The 26182-nt window shown below is 39.9% G+C and carries 25 protein-coding genes and 1 pseudogene; 4 read left to right on the forward strand and 22 right to left on the reverse strand.

Annotation, left to right across the window (positions count from 1 at the left end):
- Positions 1 to 23: 23 nt before the first annotated feature.
- Genes J7I90_RS05610 through J7I90_RS05620 form a run of 3 tightly spaced genes read right to left on the reverse strand, consistent with a single transcriptional unit; the run spans position 24 to position 5717 of the window.
- Entirely contained in the window at positions 24 to 2966 is a 2943-nt protein-coding gene (locus tag J7I90_RS05610) for a type I restriction endonuclease subunit R (RefSeq protein ID WP_214768962.1), read from the reverse strand.
- The gene (locus J7I90_RS05615; RefSeq protein WP_214768978.1) at positions 2963 to 4243 is read right to left on the reverse strand and encodes a restriction endonuclease subunit S; all 1281 of its coding nucleotides are present in this window, start codon (positions 4241 to 4243) and stop codon (positions 2963 to 2965) included. The genes J7I90_RS05610 and J7I90_RS05615 overlap by 4 nt, the downstream gene beginning before the upstream one ends.
- Entirely contained in the window at positions 4236 to 5717 is a 1482-nt protein-coding gene (locus J7I90_RS05620; protein WP_214768982.1) for a type I restriction-modification system subunit M, read from the reverse strand. The genes J7I90_RS05615 and J7I90_RS05620 overlap by 8 nt, the downstream gene beginning before the upstream one ends.
- 502 nt (positions 5718 to 6219) lie before the next feature.
- On the opposite strand from J7I90_RS05620, the gene J7I90_RS27685 reads away from it, so the two are divergent.
- Both J7I90_RS27685 and J7I90_RS05625 read left to right on the forward strand, forming a co-directional pair.
- The gene (locus J7I90_RS27685; protein ID WP_285289409.1) at positions 6220 to 6345 is read left to right on the forward strand and encodes a hypothetical protein; all 126 of its coding nucleotides are present in this window, start codon (positions 6220 to 6222) and stop codon (positions 6343 to 6345) included.
- Between the two features lie 676 nt (positions 6346 to 7021).
- Positions 7022 to 7189 carry a hypothetical protein gene (locus J7I90_RS05625; RefSeq protein ID WP_164468809.1) on the forward strand — a complete coding sequence of 56 codons (168 nt, stop codon included), beginning with the start codon at positions 7022 to 7024 and terminating at the stop codon, positions 7187 to 7189.
- Between the two features lie 123 nt (positions 7190 to 7312).
- On the opposite strand, the gene cspC is transcribed toward J7I90_RS05625, so the two are convergent.
- The gene (gene cspC, locus J7I90_RS05630) at positions 7313 to 7513 is read right to left on the reverse strand and encodes a cold shock protein CspC (RefSeq protein ID WP_034314312.1); all 201 of its coding nucleotides are present in this window, start codon (positions 7511 to 7513) and stop codon (positions 7313 to 7315) included.
- A gap of 286 nt (positions 7514 to 7799) precedes the next feature.
- On the opposite strand from cspC, the gene J7I90_RS05635 reads away from it, so the two are divergent.
- Positions 7800 to 8060 carry a hypothetical protein gene (locus J7I90_RS05635; protein WP_214768985.1) on the forward strand — a complete coding sequence of 87 codons (261 nt, stop codon included), beginning with the start codon at positions 7800 to 7802 and terminating at the stop codon, positions 8058 to 8060.
- A 32-nt stretch (positions 8061 to 8092) separates the two neighbouring features.
- Here the strand turns inward: J7I90_RS05635 and J7I90_RS05640 are convergent, their stop codons facing one another.
- The 3 genes from J7I90_RS05640 to J7I90_RS05650 form a co-directional block, all read right to left on the reverse strand.
- Positions 8093 to 8692: a YdcF family protein gene (locus tag J7I90_RS05640; protein WP_396020059.1), complete on the reverse strand. Its 600-nt coding sequence runs from the start codon at positions 8690 to 8692 to the stop codon at positions 8093 to 8095.
- Positions 8693 to 8792: 100 nt separating this feature from the next.
- On the reverse strand, positions 8793 to 9578 hold the full coding sequence (locus J7I90_RS05645; RefSeq protein ID WP_214768988.1) for a serine hydrolase: 786 nt from the start codon (positions 9576 to 9578) through the stop codon (positions 8793 to 8795).
- A gap of 173 nt (positions 9579 to 9751) precedes the next feature.
- Positions 9752 to 9919, reverse strand: a complete 168-nt coding sequence (locus J7I90_RS05650; protein WP_214768989.1) for a YezD family protein — start codon at positions 9917 to 9919, stop codon at positions 9752 to 9754.
- A gap of 520 nt (positions 9920 to 10439) precedes the next feature.
- Here J7I90_RS05650 and J7I90_RS05655 point away from each other — a divergent pair.
- A complete protein-coding gene (locus tag J7I90_RS05655) occupies positions 10440 to 11828 on the forward strand; it encodes an amino acid permease (protein WP_214768992.1) in 1389 nt (462 codons plus the stop codon).
- Between the two features lie 39 nt (positions 11829 to 11867).
- Here J7I90_RS05655 and J7I90_RS05660 read toward each other — a convergent pair whose 3' ends face one another.
- The 15 genes and pseudogenes from J7I90_RS05660 to J7I90_RS05730 form a co-directional block, all read right to left on the reverse strand.
- Positions 11868 to 12842 carry an aldose 1-epimerase gene (locus J7I90_RS05660; protein WP_214768995.1) on the reverse strand — a complete coding sequence of 325 codons (975 nt, stop codon included), beginning with the start codon at positions 12840 to 12842 and terminating at the stop codon, positions 11868 to 11870.
- A 202-nt stretch (positions 12843 to 13044) separates the two neighbouring features.
- On the reverse strand, positions 13045 to 13344 hold the full coding sequence (locus J7I90_RS05665) for a YxcD family protein (RefSeq protein ID WP_034314323.1): 300 nt from the start codon (positions 13342 to 13344) through the stop codon (positions 13045 to 13047).
- A complete protein-coding gene (locus J7I90_RS05670; protein WP_214770118.1) occupies positions 13332 to 13766 on the reverse strand; it encodes a hypothetical protein in 435 nt (144 codons plus the stop codon). The genes J7I90_RS05665 and J7I90_RS05670 overlap by 13 nt, the downstream gene beginning before the upstream one ends.
- Before the next feature lie 196 nt (positions 13767 to 13962).
- Positions 13963 to 15339: a C40 family peptidase gene (locus J7I90_RS05675; RefSeq protein ID WP_311315177.1), complete on the reverse strand. Its 1377-nt coding sequence runs from the start codon at positions 15337 to 15339 to the stop codon at positions 13963 to 13965.
- Between the two features lie 511 nt (positions 15340 to 15850).
- Positions 15851 to 16915: a sulfate/molybdate ABC transporter ATP-binding protein gene (locus J7I90_RS05680; protein ID WP_214769012.1), complete on the reverse strand. Its 1065-nt coding sequence runs from the start codon at positions 16913 to 16915 to the stop codon at positions 15851 to 15853.
- Between the two features lie 10 nt (positions 16916 to 16925).
- Positions 16926 to 17810, reverse strand: a complete 885-nt coding sequence (gene cysW / locus J7I90_RS05685) for a sulfate ABC transporter permease subunit CysW (protein WP_098184765.1) — start codon at positions 17808 to 17810, stop codon at positions 16926 to 16928.
- Positions 17811 to 17820: 10 nt separating this feature from the next.
- Positions 17821 to 18660: a sulfate ABC transporter permease subunit CysT gene (gene cysT / locus J7I90_RS05690; RefSeq protein WP_214769014.1), complete on the reverse strand. Its 840-nt coding sequence runs from the start codon at positions 18658 to 18660 to the stop codon at positions 17821 to 17823.
- A gap of 69 nt (positions 18661 to 18729) precedes the next feature.
- Positions 18730 to 19761 (reverse strand): sulfate ABC transporter substrate-binding protein, encoded by a 1032-nt coding sequence (locus J7I90_RS05695; protein ID WP_214769016.1) that lies wholly within the window; start codon positions 19759 to 19761, stop codon positions 18730 to 18732.
- Between the two features lie 257 nt (positions 19762 to 20018).
- The gene (gene nadD, locus J7I90_RS05700; RefSeq protein ID WP_214769018.1) at positions 20019 to 20672 is read right to left on the reverse strand and encodes a nicotinate (nicotinamide) nucleotide adenylyltransferase; all 654 of its coding nucleotides are present in this window, start codon (positions 20670 to 20672) and stop codon (positions 20019 to 20021) included.
- Positions 20630 to 21184, reverse strand: coding sequence for a cyclase family protein (locus J7I90_RS05705; protein ID WP_311380987.1), 555 nt, complete (start codon positions 21182 to 21184; stop codon positions 20630 to 20632). Before J7I90_RS05705 ends, nadD begins: the two co-directional genes overlap by 43 nt.
- Before the next feature lie 145 nt (positions 21185 to 21329).
- On the reverse strand, positions 21330 to 22175 hold the full coding sequence (kynA, locus tag J7I90_RS05710) for a tryptophan 2,3-dioxygenase (protein ID WP_214769028.1): 846 nt from the start codon (positions 22173 to 22175) through the stop codon (positions 21330 to 21332).
- Between the two features lie 17 nt (positions 22176 to 22192).
- A complete protein-coding gene (locus J7I90_RS05715; RefSeq protein ID WP_214769030.1) occupies positions 22193 to 23542 on the reverse strand; it encodes an amino acid permease in 1350 nt (449 codons plus the stop codon).
- Between the two features lie 14 nt (positions 23543 to 23556).
- A pseudogene (locus tag J7I90_RS28050) lies at positions 23557 to 23919 on the reverse strand (kynureninase/PvdN C-terminal domain-containing protein).
- Positions 23920 to 23925: 6 nt separating this feature from the next.
- Entirely contained in the window at positions 23926 to 25440 is a 1515-nt protein-coding gene (locus J7I90_RS05725) for a carboxylesterase/lipase family protein (RefSeq protein ID WP_214769036.1), read from the reverse strand.
- Between the two features lie 244 nt (positions 25441 to 25684).
- On the reverse strand, positions 25685 to 26098 hold the full coding sequence (locus J7I90_RS05730; protein ID WP_214769039.1) for a MerR family transcriptional regulator: 414 nt from the start codon (positions 26096 to 26098) through the stop codon (positions 25685 to 25687).
- Between the last annotated feature and the right edge of the window lie 84 nt (positions 26099 to 26182).

Raw genomic sequence — 26182 nt, forward strand, 5'->3', positions numbered from 1 at the left:
AACATGCTTCTGCACAACCTAAGTCATTTCCTGTAATGCACAGCAGCTAAATCAATCAATTGCTGAGTTAGACTCTCTAACCTATCTTTTGGACAAGGGCTTACACGCAGTTGCTTCTTTATTTTCTTACGCATTTCCCGTTTTACATCTTCTTTGTTTACCCATTCCACAACCGTTTCCTGTTGAATGATGTCTGTAATAAGATGTGTTAGTGCTTTTAAATCCTCTATATCCTCGTAAGGAGGCATTCCCTTTTCCAACATCTGATAAAAAGGATATTGCTCACGAGTAAAGCCTTGTTCTTTACCCTTATGTGCAGTATTCCGCATATCATTCACCATGTTGCGATATTCTTCTAACAACTCATCAATATCTATTTGGCGATCTTTACGCCGCTGAAGGAGTTCTTCAAGTCGCTCTTTTAAAGATGTATAGTACACTGGATTTTCTTCCAGTTTAACTCGAATCTCATGACGGATAGCATGTTCCATTTCAGCCGCTTTACCTTCTGGTGTCTTTGTTTCCCCAATTTGCTTATCGAATCGATTTGAAAGAATATCAATTGGCTCATGAACAACATCAATACCCACTGCTGCAAGATGTTCTTCTATAAGCTGTTTTACCTTTTCTCCGCAATCACTTATATCCATTCCATCAATAACACGGTAACGAGACTTTGCCGCTTGACGTATTTTTCCTAAAAATCTTAAATCCCCTACAAAGTCATGAGCCTTAGGACTTGGCATTACCATATCCATGCTTTCTGAGAAACGTTTAAAAGCTGTATCGAACTCATTCCGTACATCCTCAGGTTCAAGTGCTTGTAAACATGCTTCTAGGTTATCTTTATTGATATAATCGAAAAAACGCATTGCAGAACGGTTTCGAGACTGTAGTCTTGGTATTTCGGTATCAATGTTTAGTAATGCCCCTTGAACGTCTTCTTCATTGAATATATGAAGTGCTTGCTCTAGGAATCTCGAAACTCCATAGTAATCGACAATCAACCCATATGTCTTTTTGTCATATGTACGGTTTGTACGAGCAATAGCTTGTAGAAGATTATGTTCTTTAATAGGTTTATCTAAATACATTACCTGTTCTATTGGAGCATCAAACCCTGTTAGAAGTTTGTCACATACAATAATGAAACAAAGTGAGTCTTCTGACATTGGCTTCTTAAATCTAGCAATGATTTCTTTTTCTTCATCTTTTGAAATGTGATGCTTTTGAAGATGCTCCTTGTCATTATGCCCCGCTGACATAATAACCTTGGATTCATAATTGCTAAGTTCATCCAACATCTCTTTATATATTACTGCCGCTTCCCGACTAATAGCTACAACCTGTGCTTTAAAGCCATTAGGCTGGATATGAGTTTCATAATGTTCAATCATATCCAACACAATACGTTTAATCCGCTTTCGAGATGAGATAATTGCTTCTTCAGTTACAAACTTCTTTTTTATACGTTCTCGGTCTTCCTCCTTATACTCACGGAATTGTCGTTCAAAAAGTTCGTCTAACGAATCTCCCTGTACATGAAGGTCAACCATTCTTGCTTCATAGAAAATGGGTACTGTTGCTCCATCCTCAACCGCTTGTTCAATGGTGTATTTGTCTATGTATGGTCCAAACGCACGCTCAGTACTCTTATCTTCTTTATCAATCGGCGTACCTGTAAAGGCTAAATAACAAGCGTTTGGCATGGCACTTTTCATTGTGGTCGCCAGTCCCCCATATTGGGAACGATGAGATTCATCAATCATAACAAAGATATTTTCAGCAGTTGATAGATTCTTGAACTCCTTAGTCTCAGAATCCTCTTGGAATTTTTGAACCAATGTCATGATGGTAGACCCTTCACCTTGCTGAAGCAACTTTCTTAATTGAGCAACTGATTCTGCTTGTTGCGGATTAGGGAAACCACAACGACGAAATGTGTTTGTAATTTGGTCATCCAAATCTTTACGGTCTGTCACTACAACGATAGTAGGATTTTTCAGTTCCTTTATGCGTCGCAACTTTACCGCAAGATACACCATTGTTAAGGACTTTCCGCTTCCTTGTGTATGCCATACAACACCACCACGCTGTGTTTTATCTTCTGCATGTAACATGCGGTTAATCGCTTTGTTTACTGCACGGAACTGCTGATAGCGAGCAAGCTTTTTAATTGTACGACCTTCTACTGGTTCATAAACAATGAAGTTACGAATTAAATCCAGTAGATTCTCCTTTGTTAGCATTCCTGCTGTTAAAATGTCTTGTGGTGTTGGGGAATGTCCTAGTTCCGCTACTATTTTTGGATATGGGTCTTTCCATTCCCCATAATGCTGTAATTTTGACCCAATTGTTCCTGCTTTGGCACGGTCGTTACTCGTAACAACCAGAAACTGATTATAATGAAATAACTGCTCATGAGAGTTTTGATAACGGGTAAGCTGCCGTACGCCTTCCCCAACTTGTTCATCTGGTGGTAGCATTGGGCTTTTACACTCAACAATGACAAGGGGTAATCCATTTATGAAGATAATAAGGTCAGGGCGGATATTACCTTGTGCGTTGCTGATGGTAACTTGTTCAACTACAAGAAATTCGTTATTTTCGGGTCTTTCAAAATCGACGAGTCTAACTGTTTGGTTCTTCTTCCCTTTGCCAAGATCTTGTTGAACAGAAATCATGTTGACTATCATTTCATGGAACTTTTGATTTGCTTCCATTAAGCTGGTCGACTCAATATGGGTGATAGAGCGTATGACCTTTGCTAGGTTTGCATCAGAAAGCCAAGGATTTAGTTTGAGGATGGCTTTACATAGGCGTTCTTTTAATACCATTTCACCTCTAGATTCTCTTTCTGTATCAAGGGAAGGACCATGAAGATATTCATAGTCCAATTTCTTTAACTGTGAAATCATACGGTTTTCAACAAGTTGTTTCTCGTTCCATCTGGCAGAGGGGGTCATACTTGTGTCACCTCTGCCTCATCAACTTTTACACGGACTTTTCCTGTAAGAAGAGATTGCATAAGACCTTTTTTCAAAATTTGCAATTGTCCACATTTGCGTGTTTCAATATCAAGTTTTTGGTCAATATTAGTCAGTATATTAACTATTCTTTGTTGTTCATCTAAAGATGGTAATGGAAAATGTATGCTCTTTAATATTTTTCCGTTGATAACTCCCATAGTACCACCTTGGCTCATTCCTTCTAGTTGTTGATAGAAGGAAGAAGACGACATATAGTATTTGTAATAGTGGACATTGGCTTTAGATTTATCAAATGTAATTTTGAGTAATCGGGGGTTAATAATTCCTGGTTTAAACTTCCTTTCAGGCACAACTGCGATTTTACCAAATGTCCCCACTAAACTAATGAGTAAATCAAATGGCTTAACTTTAAACGCATTTAACTCCTCGTACTTTTTATCATCAATATAATACTCTCCGATTTTAAAGTCGTTCGCTATAACTTGTTCTTGCCCATACACTTTATAACCTGATTTAACATAGAATTCTTTTTTCAATGACGAACCAAATGGACCAGGTTTAACAGCATTTTTTTCATTCTCAGCAATGTCAATAATTTTAACAACTTCCCAATCTAGAGGAATTTCACCAACCTCCGTTTTTTTAAACTTCTTATGACCAATTCCTTTTGTAAGAAGTTGCTGCATTAATCCTTTTTTCACTTCTTCTGTTTGCTCAATAATTACTTCTGTTTTTTCAATTGCTTCGTCTACAGAGGAGAGAATAGATGCAATTTTTTGTTGTTCTTGAATTGAAGGAAGGTCTATTTCTAGTTCTTCCTTAAAAAACTCATTAGGAACTCTCTGTCTACCTGTTGTACCTACCATCCTTGCTATTGCTCTATTCCTAACTTTGTTATCCTTAACAAAGTAATATAAGTATTTATCTAATAACATCTCTTCTTTAGGTGATAGGACAATAAGTTCGGTAGAGCCAAAACCATATTCAGTCTCAAGGTCCGTAACGTGTGCTGTTTTTCCGTTTTGAGTACAAGGTGTGATACGTGCAAAAAGGACATCTCCGTTTCTAAACTTTGAACCACCTTGACCAGTATGTTCCTTCTTTTGGATATATTTTAATTTGGGTGAACTTTGGCTAACTGCCGCCATTTCAACATAACTATATTCTTTATTACGTTCAAATTTATAGTTCGGATTTACATTGCACACTTCAGAAAACTGGTACGTATTCCATTTCTCTCTATCTTTACCCATAATATCCTAACTCCTTCAGATACCCATAAATAACCGTTTCAATTTCGTCACGTTCTTTCTCCAAGTTTTGAAGTTCAACTAATGCAGTGGCTACATCAATTTCTTCTTCTTTTTCCGTTGTGTCAATGTAACGAGCAATGTTTAAGTTATAGTCATTTTCACGAATTACTTCTATGCTTACAGAACGGCAGTACTTCTCTACTTTTTCATATTTATTGTAGGCTATTACAATCCTTTCAATATCTTGGTCACGCATTGTATTTTGATTTTTGCCCTCTTGATAATCCTGTGAGCCATCCAAGAAGAAAATTTTGTTTTTACGTTCTTCTGACTTATTACGGTTGAGAATAATAATACATGCAGGGATACCTGTACCATAGAACAAGTGTGAAGGTAATCCTATAACCGCTTCAATTAAGTCCTCTTCAATAATGCCCTTACGTATAGTTCCTTCTGCCGCACCACGGAATAAAACACCATGAGGCATAACGACTCCTGCCTTCCCTTCATGGTTTAATGTAGAAATCATATGTTGGACAAATCCATAATCTCCTGCCGTTTTTGGTGGTAAACCAAAACGGAAACGACCATATTCATCACTTTCTGCTTCTTCACGTCCCCAATTCTTTAAGCTGAATGGTGGATTAGCGATAACACGGTCATATAAGATTAGTTCGCCTTCCTCTAGTAACTTAGGTTCACGAATTGTATCTCCCTTTTCAATACGATGGTCACTTAGTCCATGAAGTAAAAGGTTCATCTTACAAATCGCCCATGTGTTTAGGTTTCTTTCTTGCCCATGTAGAACAAGGTTACGAGGGTTTCCACCTTGTTCTTTAATGTAGTCTACGGATTGAATAAGCATACCACCAGAACCAGCTGTAGGGTCACATACACGCATTCCTTCTTCTGGTTTAATAAGTTTCACGATAAGTTCTACTACCTTACTTGGTGTATAGAACTCTCCACCCTTTTTCCCTGCATCATCTGCAAATTGCTTAATTAAATATTCATACGCACGACCAAGCATATCAGGCTCGGATAGGCTTGCATTACTTAAATCGATTTTGGAAAAGTGCTGCAGCAATTGTAATAGAAGATTGTCAGGCAGCTTCTCCTTATCATTAAAGTCGATTGTTGCTAGTACCCCTTGTAACGATGCGTTTTCTTCTTCTAGCTTTTCAAATGCCTTGTTGATAGCATCACCAATGTCTTGTGTTTTGGAACGGATATCTTCCCATCTTGCACCTTCTGGAACGAAGAACTGATGCTCATCACGGTCGGTCCAACCGTAATCATCCCCTTCTTCCTCTTCAATACGTTTTGCTGTTTCCACAAATACATCATTTAGGCGTTTTAGGAACAGTAAGCCAAATATATAGTTCTTATAATCAGAAGAATCAATACTTCCTCTTAGTATGTTTGCTGATTCCCACAAATGAGATTCCAGTTGTTGTAGTGTAAGTTTCTCCATGTTGTTTCCTCCGTTTGAATTGCATCTATATCTTTGTTTGCTAATACATAAACTTGTACACTTTCTACTATAGCAAATTCCACACTCTGCACCTAGAACTTCTTTTATCTGGTTCAATAGCCATGCTTGATAAAGCAACCGACACAGATAGAAGTTAATGAATCTTTACTAACTAATAAAAGAAAAATTTCATTAGGTGCTTTGCACCAAGAGCTTTCACTCCAATTTAGAATATGATCATCGTGGTAAAAAGTATTCCAATTGTATCAACTTATGGGATAGGATACTGTATCCTGTTCCCATAGTATAGGTACTATAATGTGTCAAAAAACAAGAACCTACCTCCTTTTCAACAAAAAAAGAGCAGCTACAATGACCGCTCACTACAGGTCTATTATCAAGGCTATATTGATCATGAATCTAATGCAGGTTGGATTGGTTACGATCCAAGTAGCGTGAACAAAAAGATTTCTAACGTAGATGATGATGATGCTACCTAGTCATGGCTAAAGCATTAATGGTTGCCCAGAAAACAATTGACCGTCAAGGTAAACAACTTGCATCTGCTAATAAAGTGATCGAAGAGCAAAAGCCAATGGTCACATTTGCAGGAAGATATCAAAAATAAGCCTTCCTTGATAATTAAGGAAGGCTTATTTTAAGGGAACTATATTAACTGCTTAGGATGATTATACTGTAATTTTCCTGGTCACGCAGTGGTCACAGAAATGGTCACATGTGGTCACAAAAAAGCGTTTCCTCTAGTTGTTATCCATTTTTATCCTTTTATTAAATAATCACAAAACCCTTATATATCAACGTTTCCAGCCCACATCGACGGCATCAAACAGGACGGCACTTCAGAACCTGTCTTCCGTAATGGGGACTGGGCGTTTTAATTAACCGGCTTTAAGCCCCTTCCATCACTTGAAAACCTTCAGCCACGTGATTTCTGCAGTACCTGGGAACATGTGGCTGTTTTTTATGCCCAAAAAGGGAGACAAGCCCGTAGTAATATCGCCTCCTTGCTTCGAGTAAGTTCATTCGCTATAGCATGCCTGACTCCACTTAATCCCAAACAGTGACAGCCATTCCTTGTTCAAGCAAAAAAACGCAATCCGCCCTTCTCCTTCTGCAATCGCTCTAAAACATCACCCACTAACTTCCTCTTTATATCATTCAATATTATTGGGCTCAGTGCCATATGCATAGTCTGTTTTTTATACGTAATATGTTATTGGAATATGTTGAACACATCTTTCATCGCCAAATATGTTATACTATTAGTAAAGAGGGTGGCTAAATTGAAAAGCAATAAGTATAATACTGGTGAAACAGTAACCATTCAGGATACTAATGAATCAGTAACCATTAATAAATGGGCATATGTAAAAAACATGAAGAGATATTCTTATACTGTTAAAGAACATCCAACTACTTTTTTCTTTGAAGAAGAATTTAAAAAAGCTTAATGACAAGTCACTAAAAACCTACTCAGTTCAGAGTGGGATTTTTTTTTGCTTTCATTTTTTAGCACAATAAAAAACAGACTCCCGAGGAAGTCTGTTCATATAGGTTACGATTTAATTTTAAAATTAAGCTTTTTGAACGTTAGCAGCTTGAGCTCCACGTGCACCTTGCTCAACTTCGAAAGTTACTTTTTGACCTTCGTCTAAAGATTTGAAGCCTTCGCTTTGGATAGCTGAGAAATGTACGAATACATCGTCTCCGTTTTCGCGTTCGATAAATCCAAAACCTTTTTCTGCATTAAACCATTTAACTGTACCTTGTTCCATTGTTGTTGCCTCCTAGTGCATAACACACATTGTATTACTATTTTTAATCATTTGGAAAATAACGAGTATCCTCTTCCACAACCAAAAACAATTCTTTATTAGATTAACATGAAATGACGCAGATAGCAAATTATCCAGTGATAATTTAAAGATGGTCCACATTCTTTTTGCCTTCTCATTTTCTTTATTTATTCAATTTAATGATTCAGATAGTAATTAATGGGTATATCAGAGTAATAAGAAACAGTACGATTACTTAAAGAATTATCAACAAGGAGGACACTCAATGAAATATTACAAAGTTTCTAATAGCGGTTTTGACAGTAAGGTCATTGTAGCCTATAGCGGGTATGAGGCACTCGGGTATTATTTAATGGAAATCGATGATCAACTTGGTTTTGTTGATGATGTAGATGTCGAAGAAGTGGATGCTGATGATCGAGTAGAGATTTCCTATACCGGCTATCCCGTTTATATGACACTTAAGGAGCTATATCAGGAGAAAGATTTTTGGCAAGTTCCTAATGTTGTCGTGGAAGTCGAATAATGAAAGCATCCACCTTTTAGGAGATTTCGTAGTTACCTCCCAATCAACCCGGTCAAATAGTATTTGGTAATCGCCAGATATTCACGGGTATATGATTTCAACAGTGACACTTTTGGTGTCTTTGCCGGCAATCCCTTCATGTCCAAGCCTTCTTTTTTTGCTATTTCGACTGCCCGGTAGATATGAAAGTCATTGCTAACGATCAACCCTGAGGCTGCTGTATCAGGAATCAGTTCTTTTGAGAAAACAATATTTTCTTGAGTTGTTGTAGATTTGTCTTCCATCATGATGCGTGCTTCTTCAATTCCTTGGGTGATTAGGCCCTGTTGCATTGCTTTTGCTTCTGATATATCTTCACCCGGTCCTTTTCCGCCAGATACAATGACCACTGTGTGTTTATTCGCCGATAAATATTCTGCAGCTTTATCAATCCGGTATTGTAAGGATAATGATGGAACCGAACCTTTTACCCTCGCTCCAAGAATAATGAGGTAATCGGCATTTTCCGGAATTTGCTGGTGAATGCTTTCCTGAATTTTCATGTGCAAAATTCCAAAATACCCCAGTACCGCAATGAAGCTTACTACACAATAAAGTTTCATCGTCCTTTTCAAAATTTTTCCCCGCTTCAGTTTCTTATCATATATGACTTTCATTACCATTAACTCCTATATAACTAAGATTGAAGAGAGGGAAATCATGAAAGACTTCCCTCTCTTCTCAATCGACAGTTTATTCTGCGACCATATCATCATATATCATTTTCCCAATTTTACTGATTACTTGACGGCTTTCTTCCTCTGATTTCATATCTTCAGTAAGGACGGCAGCATAAACAGTTTGTGTTTCTGACCGAATGATTGCACAATCATGGGCCACTCCCCGAATTCCGCCCGTTTTGCTTGCGACTTTGACCCCTCTGCCCATCAGTGATGGAAGTTTGTCCCTTAATTGCTGATTGTCAAATACACGCAAGATTCTTTCCTGGCTTTCTTTCGTTAAAAAGTTGCCTGTATGTATGGCTTTTAAGCAGGTAATCGTATCTTCCGCCGATATGGTATTGTCGCGCCCTTCTTTTAATGCCTTAAAATCCTGCATTTTTCGTTCAAGGACAGTATTTTTCAAACCAAGTTCCTTGATGCATTGATTGATTTCCTCAAAGCCGAGCAGGTTCATCATCATATTCGTGGATGTATTGTCGGAAACGGTTATCATCAATGTCAATAAATCCTCTACGGTCAAAAATACCTTATTCGATAAGACATGCAGGACCCCGGATCCCCCAGTCACTTCACTTGGCGGGATGGTCACTGGTTGGTTCAAATAGATTTTCTTTTGTTCACTTTGACGATAACCTTCGATGATCATTGGTATTTTGATCAAGCTCGCTGATTGAAAGGATTCATTCTCGTGATATCCAATCGTGTCCCCAAGACCATTTTCAATTTTATATGCGATTCTCCCATTAAATGTTTCAACTAATGCCAAGATATCATGTTCTATAGTTTGTAAGGTCATCTATTTCCTGCTCCTCCCTTAGATATCATTTAAAACCCTATAAAAAACTCCCTTATACCCTAACTTATTCTACCATGTTAAAAGCAGTACAATCTTATTAGAAATTCCAAATTGAATAAATTTTCATATAAAAAAAGAGCCTTCATATTGAAGGCTCCCTTAATACCTGTCATTCATCTAGCTTTAACGGCACGGCCCTTTACTAATGGGAATCGTTTCTTCTCGGTGGTATCCACCTGTGTGATTTTACCATCATGTACGGTTATTAAAACCGATCCATATTGCAGATCTTCCAAGCTTGAAATGATATGCCTGATTTTCAATTCTTCTATCTTTTCCATAATATCTCTCCCCTTCACTACTGGTAATAAAGCTTCGTTTAACGCCTAATGTTTAAAGTGATCGCATGAAAAGCGCAGGCGCTTCCCACTTTCAATGTTTTCTTGGGAACTTGGTTTACCTATCATATCCTCATCTAACTTTCCGTATAAGAATAACCAGTTAATAGGAACTCCATATTCCCTCCCTTCCCTATAAAAAATAAAAGGCACCCGCCATCTAATCAGATTAGATGTAAGGGTGCCTTTAGTTGACTAATCGGCAATATTCGGAAATGGCAAATGTTATAGAAAAATACGATTCAAGCAACAAACCATATTATTCTTACCAACTAACTTGGTATTTACTAATATAATCCATTTTCCCCCTATTGTCAATCCTGTGTTTAAATTTTCTGATTAGTCCGCCTTTTACATTTTACTTATTTACCACTTTACCAAACTAAACTGTTTGAGATATACTATTTTAGTATAAGTTGTCGGTATTAACACACACTTTGTATTTAAGAAAGGTTCGATATAAATGGTAAATAAAAAATGGGGTTTATTGATTTTGACCACTTTCGTAATTGGAAATATGGTCGGCGGCGGAATTTTCATGCTCCCTGCTCAATTAGCACAGGTATCCAGTCCGTTAGGGGCCACATTGGCATGGATCGTAACTGGACTGGGAGTTTTTCTAATAGCTTTGGTGTTTGGTAACCTGGCAGTCCGTAAACCGGATTTGAAGGCTGGACCGCAAAGTTATGCTCAATCATTATTTAAATCTCCTGCTAAAGGAAGGCTTTCAGGGTATAGCATGGCTTGGGGCTATTGGGCTGCGAATTGGGCTGCGACAGCTTCTGTCATCATTTCATTTGCTGGTTACCTATCAACGTTTTTCCCGGTGATGCATAGTGCAAAAGTGATTTATACAGCGGGGTCGTTTCAACTTGAACTAGGTAAAGCATTAACGTTTGCGGTATGTTCCGCTGCCCTTTGGGGGGTTCAGGCAATCTTGGTAAGAAGTTTTAACAGTGCTGGGAAAATGAATCTTTTTGCTACAGTTACAAAAGTGCTTGGATTCTTATTTTTCATCATTATCACGATATTCATCTTTGATACTTCCAATCTAGGAAACGGAGCTGAATTTTATGATAAGGCGGGAACTGCAATCTCTTTAGGCGATCAAGTGAACGCTGCTGCCATTTCAACATTATGGGCCTTCATCGGTATCGAAGCTGCCGTCATGCTTTCTAACCGTGCCAAGTCACAAAATGACGTAAAGAAAGCGACGATTCTTGGTTTACTTATCGCTGTTGCCATTTATATCGGCATTACTTTATTGACGATGGGTGCCATATCACAAGACGAGTTGAAAATATCACAAAAACCGCTTGTTGACGCACTACAAGCAGTAGTTGGTTCAAGCGGCACGTATATAATGGCTGCTCTTGCCGTCATTTCCTTATTGGGATCGACGATCGGATGGATTGTCGTTGCATCGGAAGTTCCTTACCAGGCAGCGAAATCGGATTTGTTCCCGGCCTATTTTGCGAAAGCAAACAAAAATGGCACACCGGTTCGTTCTATGACAATAACAAATATCATGACACAGATATTTTTATTCTCCACTATTTCAGGTACGATTTTGGAGGCTTATAAATTTTCGATGATCGTCGCTACACTTGCTTACTTGATCCCGTATCTTGCATCCGTTCTGTATCAATTGAAACTGGTCATGACCGGGGAAACCTATGACATCATGAAAGGCTCAAGGGTACGTGATGGCATTATTACAATCTTGGCGTTAATCTACTCGATCTGGGTCATCAAGACAGGTACAGCCGATATGAATACATTCATACTTGGCATTGCCTTATATGTATTCGGAATCATCCTATACCCACTCTGGATGAGAAAAAAAGCATAACCTTGAACACCTAGGCATTTTTAAATGCCTAGGTGTTTTTTATATATCTTTCACAATCAACGTGGTTTTCAGCTGTACCGTTTCCCCTGAGCATAACTCCCTCAATCCAGTCAATTTTGCAGGCAAATCCAAATTAGGAGCATTCGTTACCCAAGTATATGGTTCAGGACAAACGAACCCCTCCTGATTGAACAATACCCAAAACTTAAAATGTTGATCGCCTTGATAGATGACTTGTATGCCAGCCTCTTGATCAGTGAGAATGCACTCGTTTTCCGGATTTCTTTCCTTATCATAGCCAAATAAGTCATCAAATTGCCGGCCGTCCAAGCTCATACCGTTTTGGATTTCCAATGTATTGGACGTTTCATGAATTACACCAGTGGGCAACGACCTTGCATTCAACTGCCAATGTTTATTGACGGGAAGAGATATTCTGCACTCCTCCAATTTCCCCCCTGGTCCAAATGGAAAATTGAATACAGTATGATAACCTGCTCCCCACGGAAAGGGTTCAATGCCCTTGTTGGTGATTTCCAATTTTATTTCCAATGTTTCAGCCCTTAAAGATAAAGACATATTCACAGTGATATCTTGTGGAAAACTCTCTTTTAGATCAAATTCACTGCTTGAAAATTCAGTATTAATGACGATTTCTTTCCCGTTCACTTCCTTTTTGCGGACTTCCCACGGCATGTCATGCAAAAACCCATGAATATGATTGGATTTTTCCTTTTCATTGATTGGAAACTTATACGAAGTCCCCTTATATGTAAATTGACCATCTTCAATTCGATTAGGAGGAAACAGGATTGGCATTCCGTATAAAATGGAAGCTTTTTTATACTCCTCCACACTATCCGGAGTTCGCAGCAAATCAATATCCTTATGCTTGTATTTCAATGAAAGCAGATTGCTTCCTAAAGATGGCACAAGTATCGCTTCCACTTTTTCATTGCCGAACTTTATGGCCTTTTCATTTAAAAAAGTGATATCTTCTATATACCCTTTCACTTTTTCTCCTCCTTTGACTTGAACATATATCCATCCTACTTCCACAGACCATTTTTTGCAACAAATGGAAAATATATTTCATCCTTACTCTTTCTAAGTTTGAAATAGTATGTGTAATCGAGAATTTTGCTTAATTTGCTTTGCTATTTTCTATTTTCCTTTTATCCTTTTCCTTCTCCCGGACGACTTGTAACTTTTTTACTTATCTATTACTTTCACTTACCAAAGCCACTATACCTTCATCATCATCCAAAACAAGTTCAATACCTGAGTATGGATCTTTATTCATATATTCATCCAGCCATAAACGAAGCGCTTCTATCAAGTTGATGGTGATTAACACTTGTTTCCGGCCATCGACAAACGCTTCCGCCGAAAAGCCATAATCATCATCATACATTAATTCCACTTCCACCTCATTAGGTTGTACCTGCTTTTTACGGGCAATGTAAACACAAACCGCATTGATGATATCTTGTTCGGAAATCTTTAGCCTCTCCATGGGTTTGGATCTTCTTTCTTCTTCTTATCTTTGAAGTATGTGAATATCTTACGGATTACAACGATTAATACTACAACCGCCAACACGTTGATTAATAGACCAAGTATAGAACCAAGCATTCCCATATTGGCAAATAGGCTACCAAAAAGTAAACCTGCCAATCCTCCTAGCATAAGTCCTTTCATTAATCCGCCTTTTGCGAATGTGTTTCCACTCTTGGCTTTATTGGCAGTAGTGGCATCGGATTTTTTCGTTTCTTTATTTTGGAAATTCGAATTATTATTGTTGTTGCTGTTAAAGCTTCTTTTTCCGGACTTGTAACCCCTAGCATCGACTGACTCCGCATGATCCTGGAATACATAAGTGCCGACTGGCGAGAATGCTAGTGTAATTGTAAGTAATGCAGCCATAAATTTTTTCATCATGTTTTTTTGCCTCCGTTTAATAGTATGGAATGTTGTTTCATTATATCTTTTCCCAGATTAATTGAAAGTCCACATCACCTATCCTTGTTTTATCTTATAGTATTTACGTTGAAATTCAAAATAAGTTTCATTTTTTTCGATTTTTTTCAAAAAAATAAGCAGGGGATTTTCTCCCCTGCTTATTTTTGTACTATTAGTTTACACGAACGACACGGCCGTTGAACTTACTTGCCCAATATCCGCTATCCATATTGGCAATTGCAACACCTGTTGAACTTTGGGAACCGATAAATTTGCCGCCGCCGACATAAATACCGACATGCCCATCCGTTTTATAGGTATTGAAGAACACTAAATCTCCAGGTTGTTTTTGACTGCTGGATACTTGACGTCCTGCACCTTTCAATGCATCCGTACTGGCTGGAAGGTTCACACCAGCTTGTTTATAAGCCCATGCAACGAATCCTGAACAATCGAAAAGACCGTTAGCGATATCGGATGCCGTTCTTCCGCCTCCAAATTTATATGTGGAGTTACCGATATATTTATAACCTGCTGTAATGGCAGAGCCTGTATTTGCACTGCTTGGCTTACTTGATGTTTCGGTTTTACTTGCTGCAGGTTTAGCAGCAGAACTGTTTTTAGATGAATTTGAAGATGATTCAGCTTTAGAAGGACTTTTTGCTGAAGCCTCTTCTTTGGAAGAACTTGATGATTCTTCGCTAGAAGAACTTGATGATTCTTCACTGGAAGCATTAGAAGAATTCACTTCTTCAGCAGCACGGTCAAGATCTGCTTTTTCCGATGCTTTACGTTCTTCCTCTTTTTTGATATTTTCACGAATGGAAGCTATTTGTGCTTCTAGACCAGCATCTTTATTCTCTAAAGATTGTTTAAGCGCTTCTGTTTCCGATTCTTTCTTTTCGATCTTAGCCTTCATATTGACAGTTTCAGCTTTTTGATCTTCAATTTGCGATTGCATGCCTTTAAGCTCTACTTCCATATCTTTAAGGCTTTGCAATTTCTTCTCAACGGTCGCTTGTTTTTTCTCTAGGTCAGCTTTATCCGCTTCCTGCTCGCTAAGAATCTGTTGGTCAGCTTCCACGATAGTGGCTACCGCTCCAACACGATTAACGAATTCACCAAAGCTTTTAGAGCCTAAAACAACTTCTAGGTACTCAACGTCCCCGCCGCTCTCTTGGAAAGAAAGTGCGCGCTCTTTCAAGACTTCCTCGCGTTTTGCGATTCTTTCTTCCAACGCTTTAATTTCTTTCTTTAAAGATTCTATGTCTTTTTCGGTGTCTTTAATTTCTAGTTTAGTATCTTTGATTTTTTCGTCATTTTCTTTCATTGCCGATTCGATCTGGGCAATTTGGGCATTCATTTTCGATTGTTCTTTTTTCAATTGCTGAATAACTTGTTCTGCCTCTGAAATATCTGATTGTATTCCTGTACGTTGCGATTGAATATCCGTGATAGATTCAGCTTTTACAGACGGTATGGCAAAAGCGCTTCCTAATCCAAGCATAATTGTCGTGTTCAATACGATAAGTTTTTTCTTCAAACTCATTTCCCCTGCTTTCCTCCCCTTGCATTTCCATCGACCCACTTCTTTTTCTCTATGAAAAATGATTAGTCAAAATAAATTGCTGGGAACTCTTCTCTATTTTTTTACTATTTATGTAATCTTCTAAGGTTGAGATAATATTAAATACATTGCTTAAACTCTACTATGTTTTCATCTAAGTCGTAGTATATCATCAGATTTTGTCAAATACGTAATAATAATATTACAATTATATTTCAATTTTAACATTAAACATAAAGATTCGACTTTTTACGTGATAAAACATCCAATATCTTACATAATCACCTTCGCATTTTGATGCAAGACTTTCTATCTAGTGTTTACCACCAAGGGACCATGGACTATCGGCAGGCAAAAACTCACCACCTATGAATGTACGGTAGCCCTTTTGGAACAGATTTCAGCCCATTTACCCTTCCTACAGGAAGGGCCACTAACAATCCCATAAAAAAAACCGCTTTCAGCGGTTTTTTCGTCAAGATCCGACCCACCCTTAAATTCCAGCCATAAAGTCGACAAAAACTTTCAATTCTTTCGGTCGGACGAATACCTTTTCCCCTTTGCTTATTTCCAGATTCAAATATTGTTCCTTCGTCAGTTCGATTTCCAGCGGTTCGTTTGTATCCTGACGAATGACTTCTATCCGGACGATGGGGCCAATTGTATGGATGTGGTCAACTATGGATGCGATCGAATCCTTTTCCGCTGGTTCTCTTTCTATGATAAAGTTATGGGCCCTTACATAACCAGTGCCCGCTCCATCTTCACTGCCTGGGGCATTCATTTCTACATTGCCAGTAACCAATTTCCCTTTATGCACGTTGCCCTTGAATAGATTGACACTGCCTAGAAAATCATAAACAAAGGGATTTTCAGGGTGATCATATACTTCTTCCGGGGTTCCAATCTGTTCAATTTTCCCTTCATTCATGATTACGACCCGATCAGCAACATCCATCGCCTCTTCTTGATCATGAGTCACGAACACACTTGTAACATTGAATTCATCATGAAGTCTTCTTAGCCAACGACGAAGTTCTTTGCGCACCTTGGCATCCAATGCCCCGAATGGTTCATCAAGCAAGAGGATATTCGGTTCAACGGCAAGTGCCCTTGCCAATGCGACACGTTGGCGCTGGCCGCCTGATAATTGCGATGGATAACGTTCTTTATATCCTTCCAACTTGACGAGTTGAAGCAATTCGGTAACCTTTTGTTCGATAACTTCTTTACTGGGCCTTGTTTTTCTTGGGCGAACCTTTAATCCATAGGCGATATTATCAAAAATCGTCATATTACGAAAAAGGGCATAATGCTGAAAGACGAAACCCACATTTCGATCTTTTACATGCTTGTGCGTATAATTCTCTTCATTAAAAAGGATTTTTCCTTTCTCAGCCTGCTCAAGGCCTGCGATGATACGCAGTAATGACGTTTTCCCCGATCCGGAAGGGCCAAGCAGGGCTACGAGTTCACCGCTCTTTATTTCCAGATCGATGTTCCGGAGTGCTTGATAGGACCCGTAATATTTTGTAACATTTTCTATGATGATACTCATTTCATTCCTCCTATCTCGCTTTGGTTGATTTAAAGTCCGTTTTCCACTCTATGAAGCTTTTAATGATCAACGTTATGATTGCAAAGATGGACATCAGGGATGCAACCGCAAAAGCGGCCGAAAATTGATATTCATTGTATAAGATTTCAATGTGAAGCGGCATCGTATTGGTCATGCCCCGTATATGTCCCGATACGACCGATACAGCTCCAAACTCCCCAATTATTCTGGCATTGCAAAGGATGATTCCATATAGAAGTCCCCATTTTATATTGGGAAGCGTCACATACCAAAATGTCTTGAACCCTCCCGCACCCAGCGTGAGTGAGGCCTCTTCTTCAGACGTCCCCTGACTTTGCATGAGCGGGATCAATTCGCGTGCAATGAATGGGAAGGTAATGAAAATGGAGGCAATGACAATCCCTGGTATTGAAAAGATCACTTTAATGTCAAGTGATTGCAGCAGTGGACCAAGTGTTCCATGTAAGCCGAACAGAAGGACAAAAATCAACCCGGCAATGACCGGTGATACGGAAAAAGGCAAATCTATCAATGTAATTAAGAAGTTTTTTCCCTTGAAATCATATTTTGTTATGGTCCAAGCGGCAACCACTCCAAATATGGCATTGAGCGGCAAGGTGATGAGGACAACGATCAATGTTAACTTAATCGCAGCCACGGCATCAGGATGGGCGATGGCCGCAAAATACGCTTCGGCACCTTTTTCAAAGGCTTTTACAAAGATTGCGATTAATGGTACCACTAAAAACAAAGTAAGAAATAGCAATACAATGGAAATGAGGATCCACTGTATGGATTTAGGCTCTTTAGTTGCGTTTCTCGTGATAATGACTGGGTGATTCGCTTTTGCAACCACTGAATTATCATGTTCCATCATATCCCCCCTACTTCCCTGAATATCTTTTGCCGGTCCACCATTGTAAGATATTGATGGTGAACAAAATTATAAATGTAATAATGAGCATGACGGCTGCAACAGCAGTTGCACCTTCATAATCATACTGTTCAAGCTTTGTCATGATGATCAGCGGGGAAATTTCGGTTTTAAATGGCATATTTCCGGCAATGAAGACAACGGATCCATATTCTCCAAGGGCCCTCGCAAAAGAAAGGGCAAAACCCGTCAATATCGCTGGGATCAATTCCGGGAAGATGATTTTAATGAATGTCTGCATTCGATTCGCCCCTAAAGAGGCAGACGCTTCTTCCATCCCTTTTTCGATATTTTCAAGCACCGGTTGAACCATCCGCACCACGAATGGCAGACCGATAAATATAAGGGCGATGATGATCCCTGCGGGTGTGAAAGCGACTTTAAAGCTGAAGAATTGCCCGATCCATCCGTTCGGTGAATACAAGGTGGTCAACGTAATCCCTGCAACGGCAGTCGGGAGGGCAAAAGGCAAATCAACCAGTCCATCGATGATCCTTTTGCCGGGAAACTCATAACGAGTAAGCACCCAGGCAATCAATACACCAAAAACTGCGTTAACAATGGCCGCAGTTAACGCTGTCAAGAAACTCAATTTATAAGAAGCGAGAACCCTCGGTTCAGTTATGGTCGCCCAGAAATCCTGGAACCCCATTGAAAATGTGTTTAGAAAAACCATCGATAACGGGATCAAAACGATGATGGTGAGATACAGCAGCGTAAAACCCATCGTCAATCCAAAACCGGGTATGGTCCTCTTTTTCGTTTGTTTACCTTCAGTCACTATATTCATCGCTTCGCCTCAACCCTTTTTCTGATTTATGAAGGAGAAGATGCTAAAGCCACACCTTCTCCTTCATGCTTATTGCTGTTGGTAAATCTCGTCGAATGTGCCACCATCATTAAAATGTGTTTCCTGGGCACTTTTCCAACCGCCAAATGTATCATCAACAGTCACCATATCGATATTGGCAAATTGGTCTCCATATTCAGCGAGGACCTTCTCATCCCTTGGACGATAGAAGTTTTTCGCGGCAATTTCCTGACCGGCATCCGTATACAGATATTTCAGGTAGGCTTCGGCCACCTCCTTTGTTCCTTTTTTCTCGACCACTTCATCGATAACAGCTACCGGTGGCTCTGCTAATATACTGATTGAAGGGTTGACGATTTCATATTTGTCATCACCGAATTCTTCCAGTGTTAAATAGGCTTCATTCTCCCAAGCGATCAGTACGTCACCGATTCCCCTTTCCACAAAAGTGGTCGTTGCACCGCGGGCCCCTGAATCCAGGACTTCAACATTCTGATAAAGTTTTTTCATGAAATCCTTCACTTTTGTTTCGTCATTATCGAAATTTTTCTCCGCATAAGCCCAGGCAGCCAGGTAATTCCATCTTGCCCCTCCGCTTGTCTTTGGGTTCGGTGTAATGACAGATACATCCTTTTTAGTAAGATCATCCCAATCTTTAATGCCTCTAGGGTTATCCTTTTTCACCAAAAACACAATCGTTGATGTATATGGTGTCGAGTTCTGTGGTAAACGTTTTTGCCAATCCTTCGCTAATAGGTTACTAGCTTCATAAATGGCATCAATATCATATGCTAACGCCAATGTAACGACATCCGCCTCCAATCCGTCAATGACAGCCCTGCCCTGTTTACCAGATCCGCCATGTGATTGTTGTATCGTTACATCCTGACCTGATTCTTCTTTCCAGTGCTTCACGAACGCTTCATTGAATTCCTGGTACAATTCCCTTGTCGGATCATATGACACGTTCAAAAGCTCTACTGACTTCGATGTTCCGTCCCCTTTCGTTTTTTCCGAGTTGCATCCAGCAAGTACACCGAAGGCTAAAATCAAACTTGTCAATAACATCAACTTTTTCATGAGCTTCCCCCTTTTTTTACAGCAAAAAAGGCATACTATTTCCCTTCATTTATTTTATGGGAGATAGTATGCCTTCAGTTCTCTGATCAGCAAGTATTTTGTTTTTTGTATATCCTTACCATAAAACAAAGTTTACCAAGTTGTCAACTAGGTATTGCATGTCCCTTTAATTAAATTCATTCATGTTTTGCAGGTTGAAAAAATCCCCTAAACACGAAGGGCTCGATCCACCAGGGAGATCGAGCCCTTTTTAATACCTATACATTTGATGATTTTTGATAAAGCTTGTTTTCCACGATATACTGATAACACTGATCAGGCAGTAAATATCGTGGTTCCCCTCCCATTGCGAATTCATCCCTTATATATGTAGAACTGATTTCCATGGAAAGGCCTTTATCAATAAGGTGAAATGTATTGCCATCATCATAATTCCTTAGCAATGGACTTTTGGATATGATTTTCAGCATATCGATTCCATCCCGAGCCATGACGATGAATTTATGATTGGCAATCAATTTTTCCCTGAATTTCCATCGTAAGTGTACCGGCAACTCCTGATTATCAATATCTTCAAGTAAATCTGCACCCATTATGAAGTAAACTTCGTCTTTTGGAAATCGTGATTTAAAATATTCCATCGTATACCAAGTATATTGTTTACTCGTTCCGGCACGTTCATTAATTTCATAATCACTGACTTCGAATATCGGGTTGCCCCCTATTGCCAGCTTGAGCATTTGCCAACGGTGTTCATTGCTTGTTTTCATCTGTTTATCGATACGGCCATTTGCGCAAGGTAAAAAAATCACCTTGTCCAGCTTAGCACGATGCGCAATGGTGGATGCTGTCCATAAATGCACATTCGTTACCGGATCGAAGGAAGATCCGTAAACCCCAATTTTACCCATCCTATTATTCCCCTCCTCAGCCTTTCTTTTTCACCACGGCCCTGACCGGGCTCCCGTCCCCTGCTTCCAATCCCAGCGGCAATGCAGCCAAATCGTACAGCCCAGGCTAACAGTCCATCAAGGACCAGCCCTTCGAGGATATGAATTCCACAGCCTGACAGTTTATTGTGGGCAGGCAATTCTTTGCTGTCGAGACAGTCGACTGAAGGTAGATCAAGCCCAAGGAGCCTAACCCCTTTATTTGCAAGGTAGGGAGCTAAATCTGGTTCAACCGGCGGAATCCATTCCGGAAAACGGCTAAGGTCCTTCCATTGACCTGTTGCCACCAACAACCGCCGGACCCCTGTCAATTCGATGCCTTCAAAAGCTTTAATGCCAATGCTTTCAGCTGCATCCACCTTTACTACGGAAGCAGTGCCAATATATAAATCAAGATCGAGTTCGATGAGTTTTTTTCCATTCTCATCAAAATGATAGGGAGCATCAATATGAGTTCCTAAATGTGTACTCATCCGGATTTCTCCTATATTGAGGGAAGACCCTTCAGCCATTGATGAATTCAGCCGATATGAATATTGCGTATCTCCTGGCCAATATGCGTATTTTCATTTAGAAGCTGTGAAATATCTAACCATTGATTCATGTGTTCACCCTTCCTTACAGTTTGGTCCTTAATGTCCATAGCTCAGGAAAAAATGGCTGTTCGAACACTTTCTTCAGATAACTTACACCGGACGATCCGCCAGTTCCCTTTTTATTGCCGATGATACGTTCTACGGTGCTCATATGATTGAATCTCCAGGATTGTTGTTGACTTCCAATATCAACGAGTTTTTCGGCCAGCTCATACAAATCCCAGTAGTTATTTACATCACGGTAAACGGTCAGCCACGCGTTTTCAACACTTGCATTTTCCTGATAAATTACTGAACAGTCCCTGTTCAATACCGATTGATCAATGGGTAGCCCCCTTGCAGCCAAAGCCCCTATAGCCGCATCATAAATACTAGGTTTATTCAAGGCTGCCATCATCGACTCATAAAGCTCGGGCTGATGATTCAAAACGGCCAATATTTGCGAATTCTTTTGACCCATCGCAAATTCTATCAACCTGTTCTGAAATGATTGAAACCCTGAAGAGTTTCCTAGTTTCTCCCGGAATTCCATATAATCGGATGGCGTCAAGGTCGAAAGCACATTCCAGGATTGAACTAGTTGCTGTTGAATTCTGGCCACTCTGGATAGCATCTTAAGGGAAGGCTCCAAATGACCTTTCACAATATGATCAGTTGCCGCAGTCAATTCATGGAGGATCAATTTCATCCATAATTCACTTGTTTGGTGAATGATGATGAACAGCATTTCATCGTGATGGCCGGAAAGACGGTGCTGACTTGATAATATTTGATTTAAATGCAGGTAGTCCTCATAGGACATTTCTTTTTTAAAATCAGTTACCATACTTTCTTCCAAACGATGTTCATCTCCTGGACCCTTATCCATACTATCCCTCTTTCCCTTTACTTTCTTCTGACTTTCGACATCAATAAATAAACGATGCAAAGAAAGAACAGCCAAGGAATCCCAAACTGTAGCACGATTTTAAATGGGCCAGTGAACCAGGTGGATACCGTCAAAGCCAACAAAAGAAGTGCACCAAGAATCGTTAGATATGGAAATCCATACATTTTAACCGGTAATTTGCGGCCCCCAGATTTCTCCCACCTCTTCCTGAAATATAAATGGGATATGAACACCATGAACCAGGTTAGAATCGCTCCGAACATCGATATCCCCATCATGAATGCATATGAAGTATCCGGAAGCAGGACTTTTACTCCTGCAGCAAGAAATATTCCTAAAGTGGATATGAGAAGGGCTCTTAGCGGGACACCTTTCCTGCTCACTTTTTGAAATAGGGCTGGAGCCTGATGTTGCTCGGATAATGAAAATATCATTCTGGTGGAGGCATATAATTGACTATTCATTGCAGATAAAGCAGCGGTTAAAATAATGAAATTCATTATCCCAGATGCCCCGGGAACATTCAGGATTTCCATTACCTTAACAAATGGGCTCTTATCAATCCCGGCAGCTTGCCAGGGAACAATCATTAACATGATCCCGATAGTCAGTACATAAAAAGTGGCAAGCCTGAAGACAGTTGCCTTCAAAGCTTTAGGTACGGCTATATCCGGGTTCTTTGCTTCCCCCGCCGTCACCGCAATCAGCTCAGTTCCTAAAAAGCTGAAGAGCGAAATGAATATGGCGACCCAGAGCCCCCAAAATCCGAAAGGCATAAAACCTCCATCATTTGCATAGTTCTCTACACCGATCCCGCTTGGAGGTTCGGCGCCAATCACCACATAGGCCCCCAGTAGAATGAATATGACAATGGCGCTTATCTTGATCATTGAAAATACATACTCAAAATTGCCGAATGTATTGACACTCGTCGCATTTACATAGATTAGCAGTGCAGCAAAAAGGAAAATCCAAATGCTTCCAGGCACATCCGGAAACCAATATTTCATATAAACAGCGATGGCACTCACTTCGACACCAATGGCAAGAACATTCGCTATCCAATAGGAATACCTCACAACAAAACCCGCAAATGGACTTATATATTTTTCCGCAATCGTTCCAAAGGATCCCGATGTTGGGTAGGCTACAGTCATTTCCGCCAAACATCCCATAAGCAGAAGGACAATGAATGCACCTATTGCATAGCTGATAAGTACACTAGGACCAGCCGTTGAAATCGCAAGGCCACTGCCCAAAAATAACCCGGTGCCAATTGCACACCCCATGGCTATCATAGTGATTTGATTCGATGATAATTCACGTTGCAGCTTATTTTCCTCCATATGTTTCTCCCATTCTAGGCAATGATTTCCCTTTTATTTTCATAGTTTTCATATATTCTGCCGTCCATTACCTCCTTAAGTACTTGTACAGTTTCATATGCTTCCTGAAAAGAGGTATACAGAGCGACAGGTGCTATACGAATCATATTCGGTTCACGATAATCGGGTATGATGGCCTCTTGTTACAATGCTTTACATATTCTCGCAGCTTCTGGATGTTCAAGGATGATATGACCGCCCCTTTTTGATTCATGCCTTGGGCTCCCAATTTCAAATCCATATGCCGTTAATTCCGATTTTATTAAATCCATAAGATATTGAGTCAGCCTCAAGGATTTCTTCCGAACTTGTTCCAACCCCACTTCCTTCCAATCCATTTTTTTTCATTTGTAAATCCCTACCCCTTCCCATGCCAACCTTATCATTCTGTCAGGATCTTTTTCAATATAATCCTTTTTATCAAAAATCATTGTGTAGTGGTTGGTTTCATCATATTTCGGCCAAATTTCACCTTCCGGGGGGTTGGGGTTTCCATATTTCGCAAAGTTGACCCAATGTCCCTGCATTCTATGGGAAACCTTTAGGGCAGCTGACCTTGAACCATATGAAACAATCCGTTTCCCGAATGCCGAGTCGAAAGTCTGGAAAGCAAAAGGGATTTCCATACCATGTGTCGCCCCTAATTTACTTATGCGCATGGCCGCCGTTTTATAATCAAAACGATACATCCATGTTTTTTCAAAGCGGCTGTATGCCTCCGCATACCAAACCGAGGGAATATGGAAAGTCGCATCACGGCCAATGCCTAGTACAGCTTCCTTTTCTGGGTAGTTAGAATAAGCATTCGTAATTCGCTCTTTCGCCTTCGGATCAGTATTTTCGAACATTTTATGAATCATCGCCGTATTAGTTGGGATTAACGGGGGGGCCATCTGATCGAATAATGTCGCTTCGTCCCTATTTGTTCCTATAAGCAAGGGTATTCCCTTTGCTCTTCCCGATCGAATCGAATCTAGTGGATAATCGGGCAGGAAGTCACCATCTACGACTGGTCCAAATGCTAGTGAACCCGGCATTTCCTGTGAATTTTTCTGTAAAAGTTGGTGGGAGGCAGCGACAATCTCTTGAACCGGAAGTGTTTTTAACCGGTGGATTTCACCCTTTCCAATGCCCAATATCTCAAGGAACCTTTCACTGAATTGGCGCGCAAATCCTTTTCCGTAAACAGATGTCGGAGCAGGACTTTCTGCAATGGCCTGCTTAAAAAGCCCTCTCGCTGAAGGTACAGTAAGTAAAGTCGTAACCGCATTACCACCAGCTGATTCACCAAAAATCGTAACATTATCAGGGTCGCCTCCAAAAGCTTCTATATTTTCTTTAACCCATTTCAAAGACGCAATTTGATCACGTAAACCTAAATTGTTTTCAAATATTTCCCCTTCACCTGCAAACTCGGTAAAATCCAGATATCCCAGTGCCCCCAGCCTATAGTTGATGCTTAACACGACTACATCTCCATTTTTAGCCAGTAAGTGTCCATTGTACATATCAAGGGATCCAGCTCCCGTTATATATGCTCCTCCAGGAATCCACACCATGACCGGGCGTTTTTTATCATCAGCTCTAGGCGACCAAATATTCAGGAACAAGCAATCCTCATCCATTTTTTCATTTCCGTTCATTCCTGTCCTTTCCGCCCGGTCCATCGGCTGCGGGGGAATCGGGCCAAAATCCACTGCATCCAGGACACCGCTCCACTTATCAACCGGCTCCGGTGAACGGAAACGCAGACCATCAGTCGGCGCTTTCGCATACCTGACTCCACGCCAAACGCATATATCGTTTTCCATTGTACCTTGAAGATGTCCTTTTACCGTAGTAACTATCGATCCAATCATTCCCATTCACCTCTTCATATAGTAGTAGATATGTAAGTTCTTCTTTTTCCATTCCCTTATATCCTTCATCTTTATCGAAAAAAGATCTATGGAGTCCGTTCATCCAAAAAAAGGAATTCCATCGTATATAAAGCTCCGGTTATCCTCAGGAGTTTAAATTGTTATTTTAAATAATAGTTTTCAATGAACCGTTCAACAAAAAAAGACCCAATCAGGTCTTTTTTTGTTGAACTCGGCAAAAATCTTAGGCAAGCATGGCAAGGATGCTCAATAAAGAGCTGCCCCGGACGGAAAGCTGCTGTGCAGCATATGTTAATTGCTGTTCATCCAGCTGTTCCAATAAAGGCTTTAATTCCAGCAATTCATTCTCCAGTCCTTTAAGGTCTGTAGATAGCTTGTCCACCATCAAGAGCACTTGCTCAGAATCAACAGTGGTTTCAGACAAGACTAGTAACCGTTCCTTGATTTCAGTCAAAGGCATATTCTGTTCTTTATACCGATTAATCATTTGAAGACGATTTAAAGCATCTTCTGTGTAATACCGATATCTTGACCCCATTTTTTCATAGTTCAGCATTCCTAATTGTGTGTAATAGTCAATGGTTCTTCTCGAAACATTCGCAAGTTCAGCAAGCTGGCCAATCCGATATACATTCACCCAGATAGTCACCTTCTTTAAAAAATCTACTGTTAACGTTACTATAACATATCTATCCAAAAAGGTGACTTCGAGATGAAACTA

The organism is Bacillus sp. ISL-57 (assembly GCF_018613135.1).
GTDB classification, from domain to species: Bacteria; Bacillota; Bacilli; order Bacillales; family DSM-1321; genus Peribacillus; species Peribacillus frigoritolerans.

What these genes read in the sequence shown, in the direction of transcription:
- J7I90_RS05670 (WP_214770118.1), bottom strand. Translation starts at nt 13,766, where the DNA reads ATGAAAAAATTTATGGCTGCATTACTTACAATTACACTAGCATTCTCG.
- J7I90_RS27685 (WP_285289409.1), top strand. Translation starts at nt 6,220, where the DNA reads ATGGCTAAAGCATTAATGGTTGCCCAGAAAACAATTGACCGTCAAGGT.
- J7I90_RS05645 (WP_214768988.1), bottom strand. Translation starts at nt 9,578, where the DNA reads ATGACCTTACAAACTATAGAACATGATATCTTGGCATTAGTTGAAACA.
- J7I90_RS05675 (WP_311315177.1), bottom strand. Translation starts at nt 15,339, where the DNA reads ATGAGTTTGAAGAAAAAACTTATCGTATTGAACACGACAATTATGCTT.
- J7I90_RS05725 (WP_214769036.1), bottom strand. Translation starts at nt 25,440, where the DNA reads ATGATTGGATCGATAGTTACTACGGTAAAAGGACATCTTCAAGGTACA.
- cysT (WP_214769014.1), bottom strand. Translation starts at nt 18,660, where the DNA reads ATGAATATAGTGACTGAAGGTAAACAAACGAAAAAGAGGACCATACCC.
- J7I90_RS05650 (WP_214768989.1), bottom strand. Translation starts at nt 9,919, where the DNA reads ATGGAAAAGATAGAAGAATTGAAAATCAGGCATATCATTTCAAGCTTG.
- J7I90_RS05620 (WP_214768982.1), bottom strand. Translation starts at nt 5,717, where the DNA reads ATGGAGAAACTTACACTACAACAACTGGAATCTCATTTGTGGGAATCA.
- J7I90_RS05665 (WP_034314323.1), bottom strand. Translation starts at nt 13,344, where the DNA reads ATGGAGAGGCTAAAGATTTCCGAACAAGATATCATCAATGCGGTTTGT.
- J7I90_RS05610 (WP_214768962.1), bottom strand. Translation starts at nt 2,966, where the DNA reads ATGACCCCCTCTGCCAGATGGAACGAGAAACAACTTGTTGAAAACCGT.
- kynA (WP_214769028.1), bottom strand. Translation starts at nt 22,175, where the DNA reads ATGGATAAGGGTCCAGGAGATGAACATCGTTTGGAAGAAAGTATGGTA.
- J7I90_RS05655 (WP_214768992.1), top strand. Translation starts at nt 10,440, where the DNA reads ATGGTAAATAAAAAATGGGGTTTATTGATTTTGACCACTTTCGTAATT.
- J7I90_RS05715 (WP_214769030.1), bottom strand. Translation starts at nt 23,542, where the DNA reads ATGGAGGAAAATAAGCTGCAACGTGAATTATCATCGAATCAAATCACT.
- J7I90_RS05615 (WP_214768978.1), bottom strand. Translation starts at nt 4,243, where the DNA reads ATGGGTAAAGATAGAGAGAAATGGAATACGTACCAGTTTTCTGAAGTG.
- J7I90_RS05705 (WP_311380987.1), bottom strand. Translation starts at nt 21,184, where the DNA reads ATGAGTACACATTTAGGAACTCATATTGATGCTCCCTATCATTTTGAT.
- nadD (WP_214769018.1), bottom strand. Translation starts at nt 20,672, where the DNA reads ATGGGTAAAATTGGGGTTTACGGATCTTCCTTCGATCCGGTAACGAAT.
- J7I90_RS05680 (WP_214769012.1), bottom strand. Translation starts at nt 16,915, where the DNA reads ATGAGTATCATCATAGAAAATGTTACAAAATATTACGGGTCCTATCAA.
- cysW (WP_098184765.1), bottom strand. Translation starts at nt 17,810, where the DNA reads ATGGAACATGATAATTCAGTGGTTGCAAAAGCGAATCACCCAGTCATT.
- J7I90_RS05695 (WP_214769016.1), bottom strand. Translation starts at nt 19,761, where the DNA reads ATGAAAAAGTTGATGTTATTGACAAGTTTGATTTTAGCCTTCGGTGTA.
- J7I90_RS05635 (WP_214768985.1), top strand. Translation starts at nt 7,800, where the DNA reads ATGAAATATTACAAAGTTTCTAATAGCGGTTTTGACAGTAAGGTCATT.
- cspC (WP_034314312.1), bottom strand. Translation starts at nt 7,513, where the DNA reads ATGGAACAAGGTACAGTTAAATGGTTTAATGCAGAAAAAGGTTTTGGA.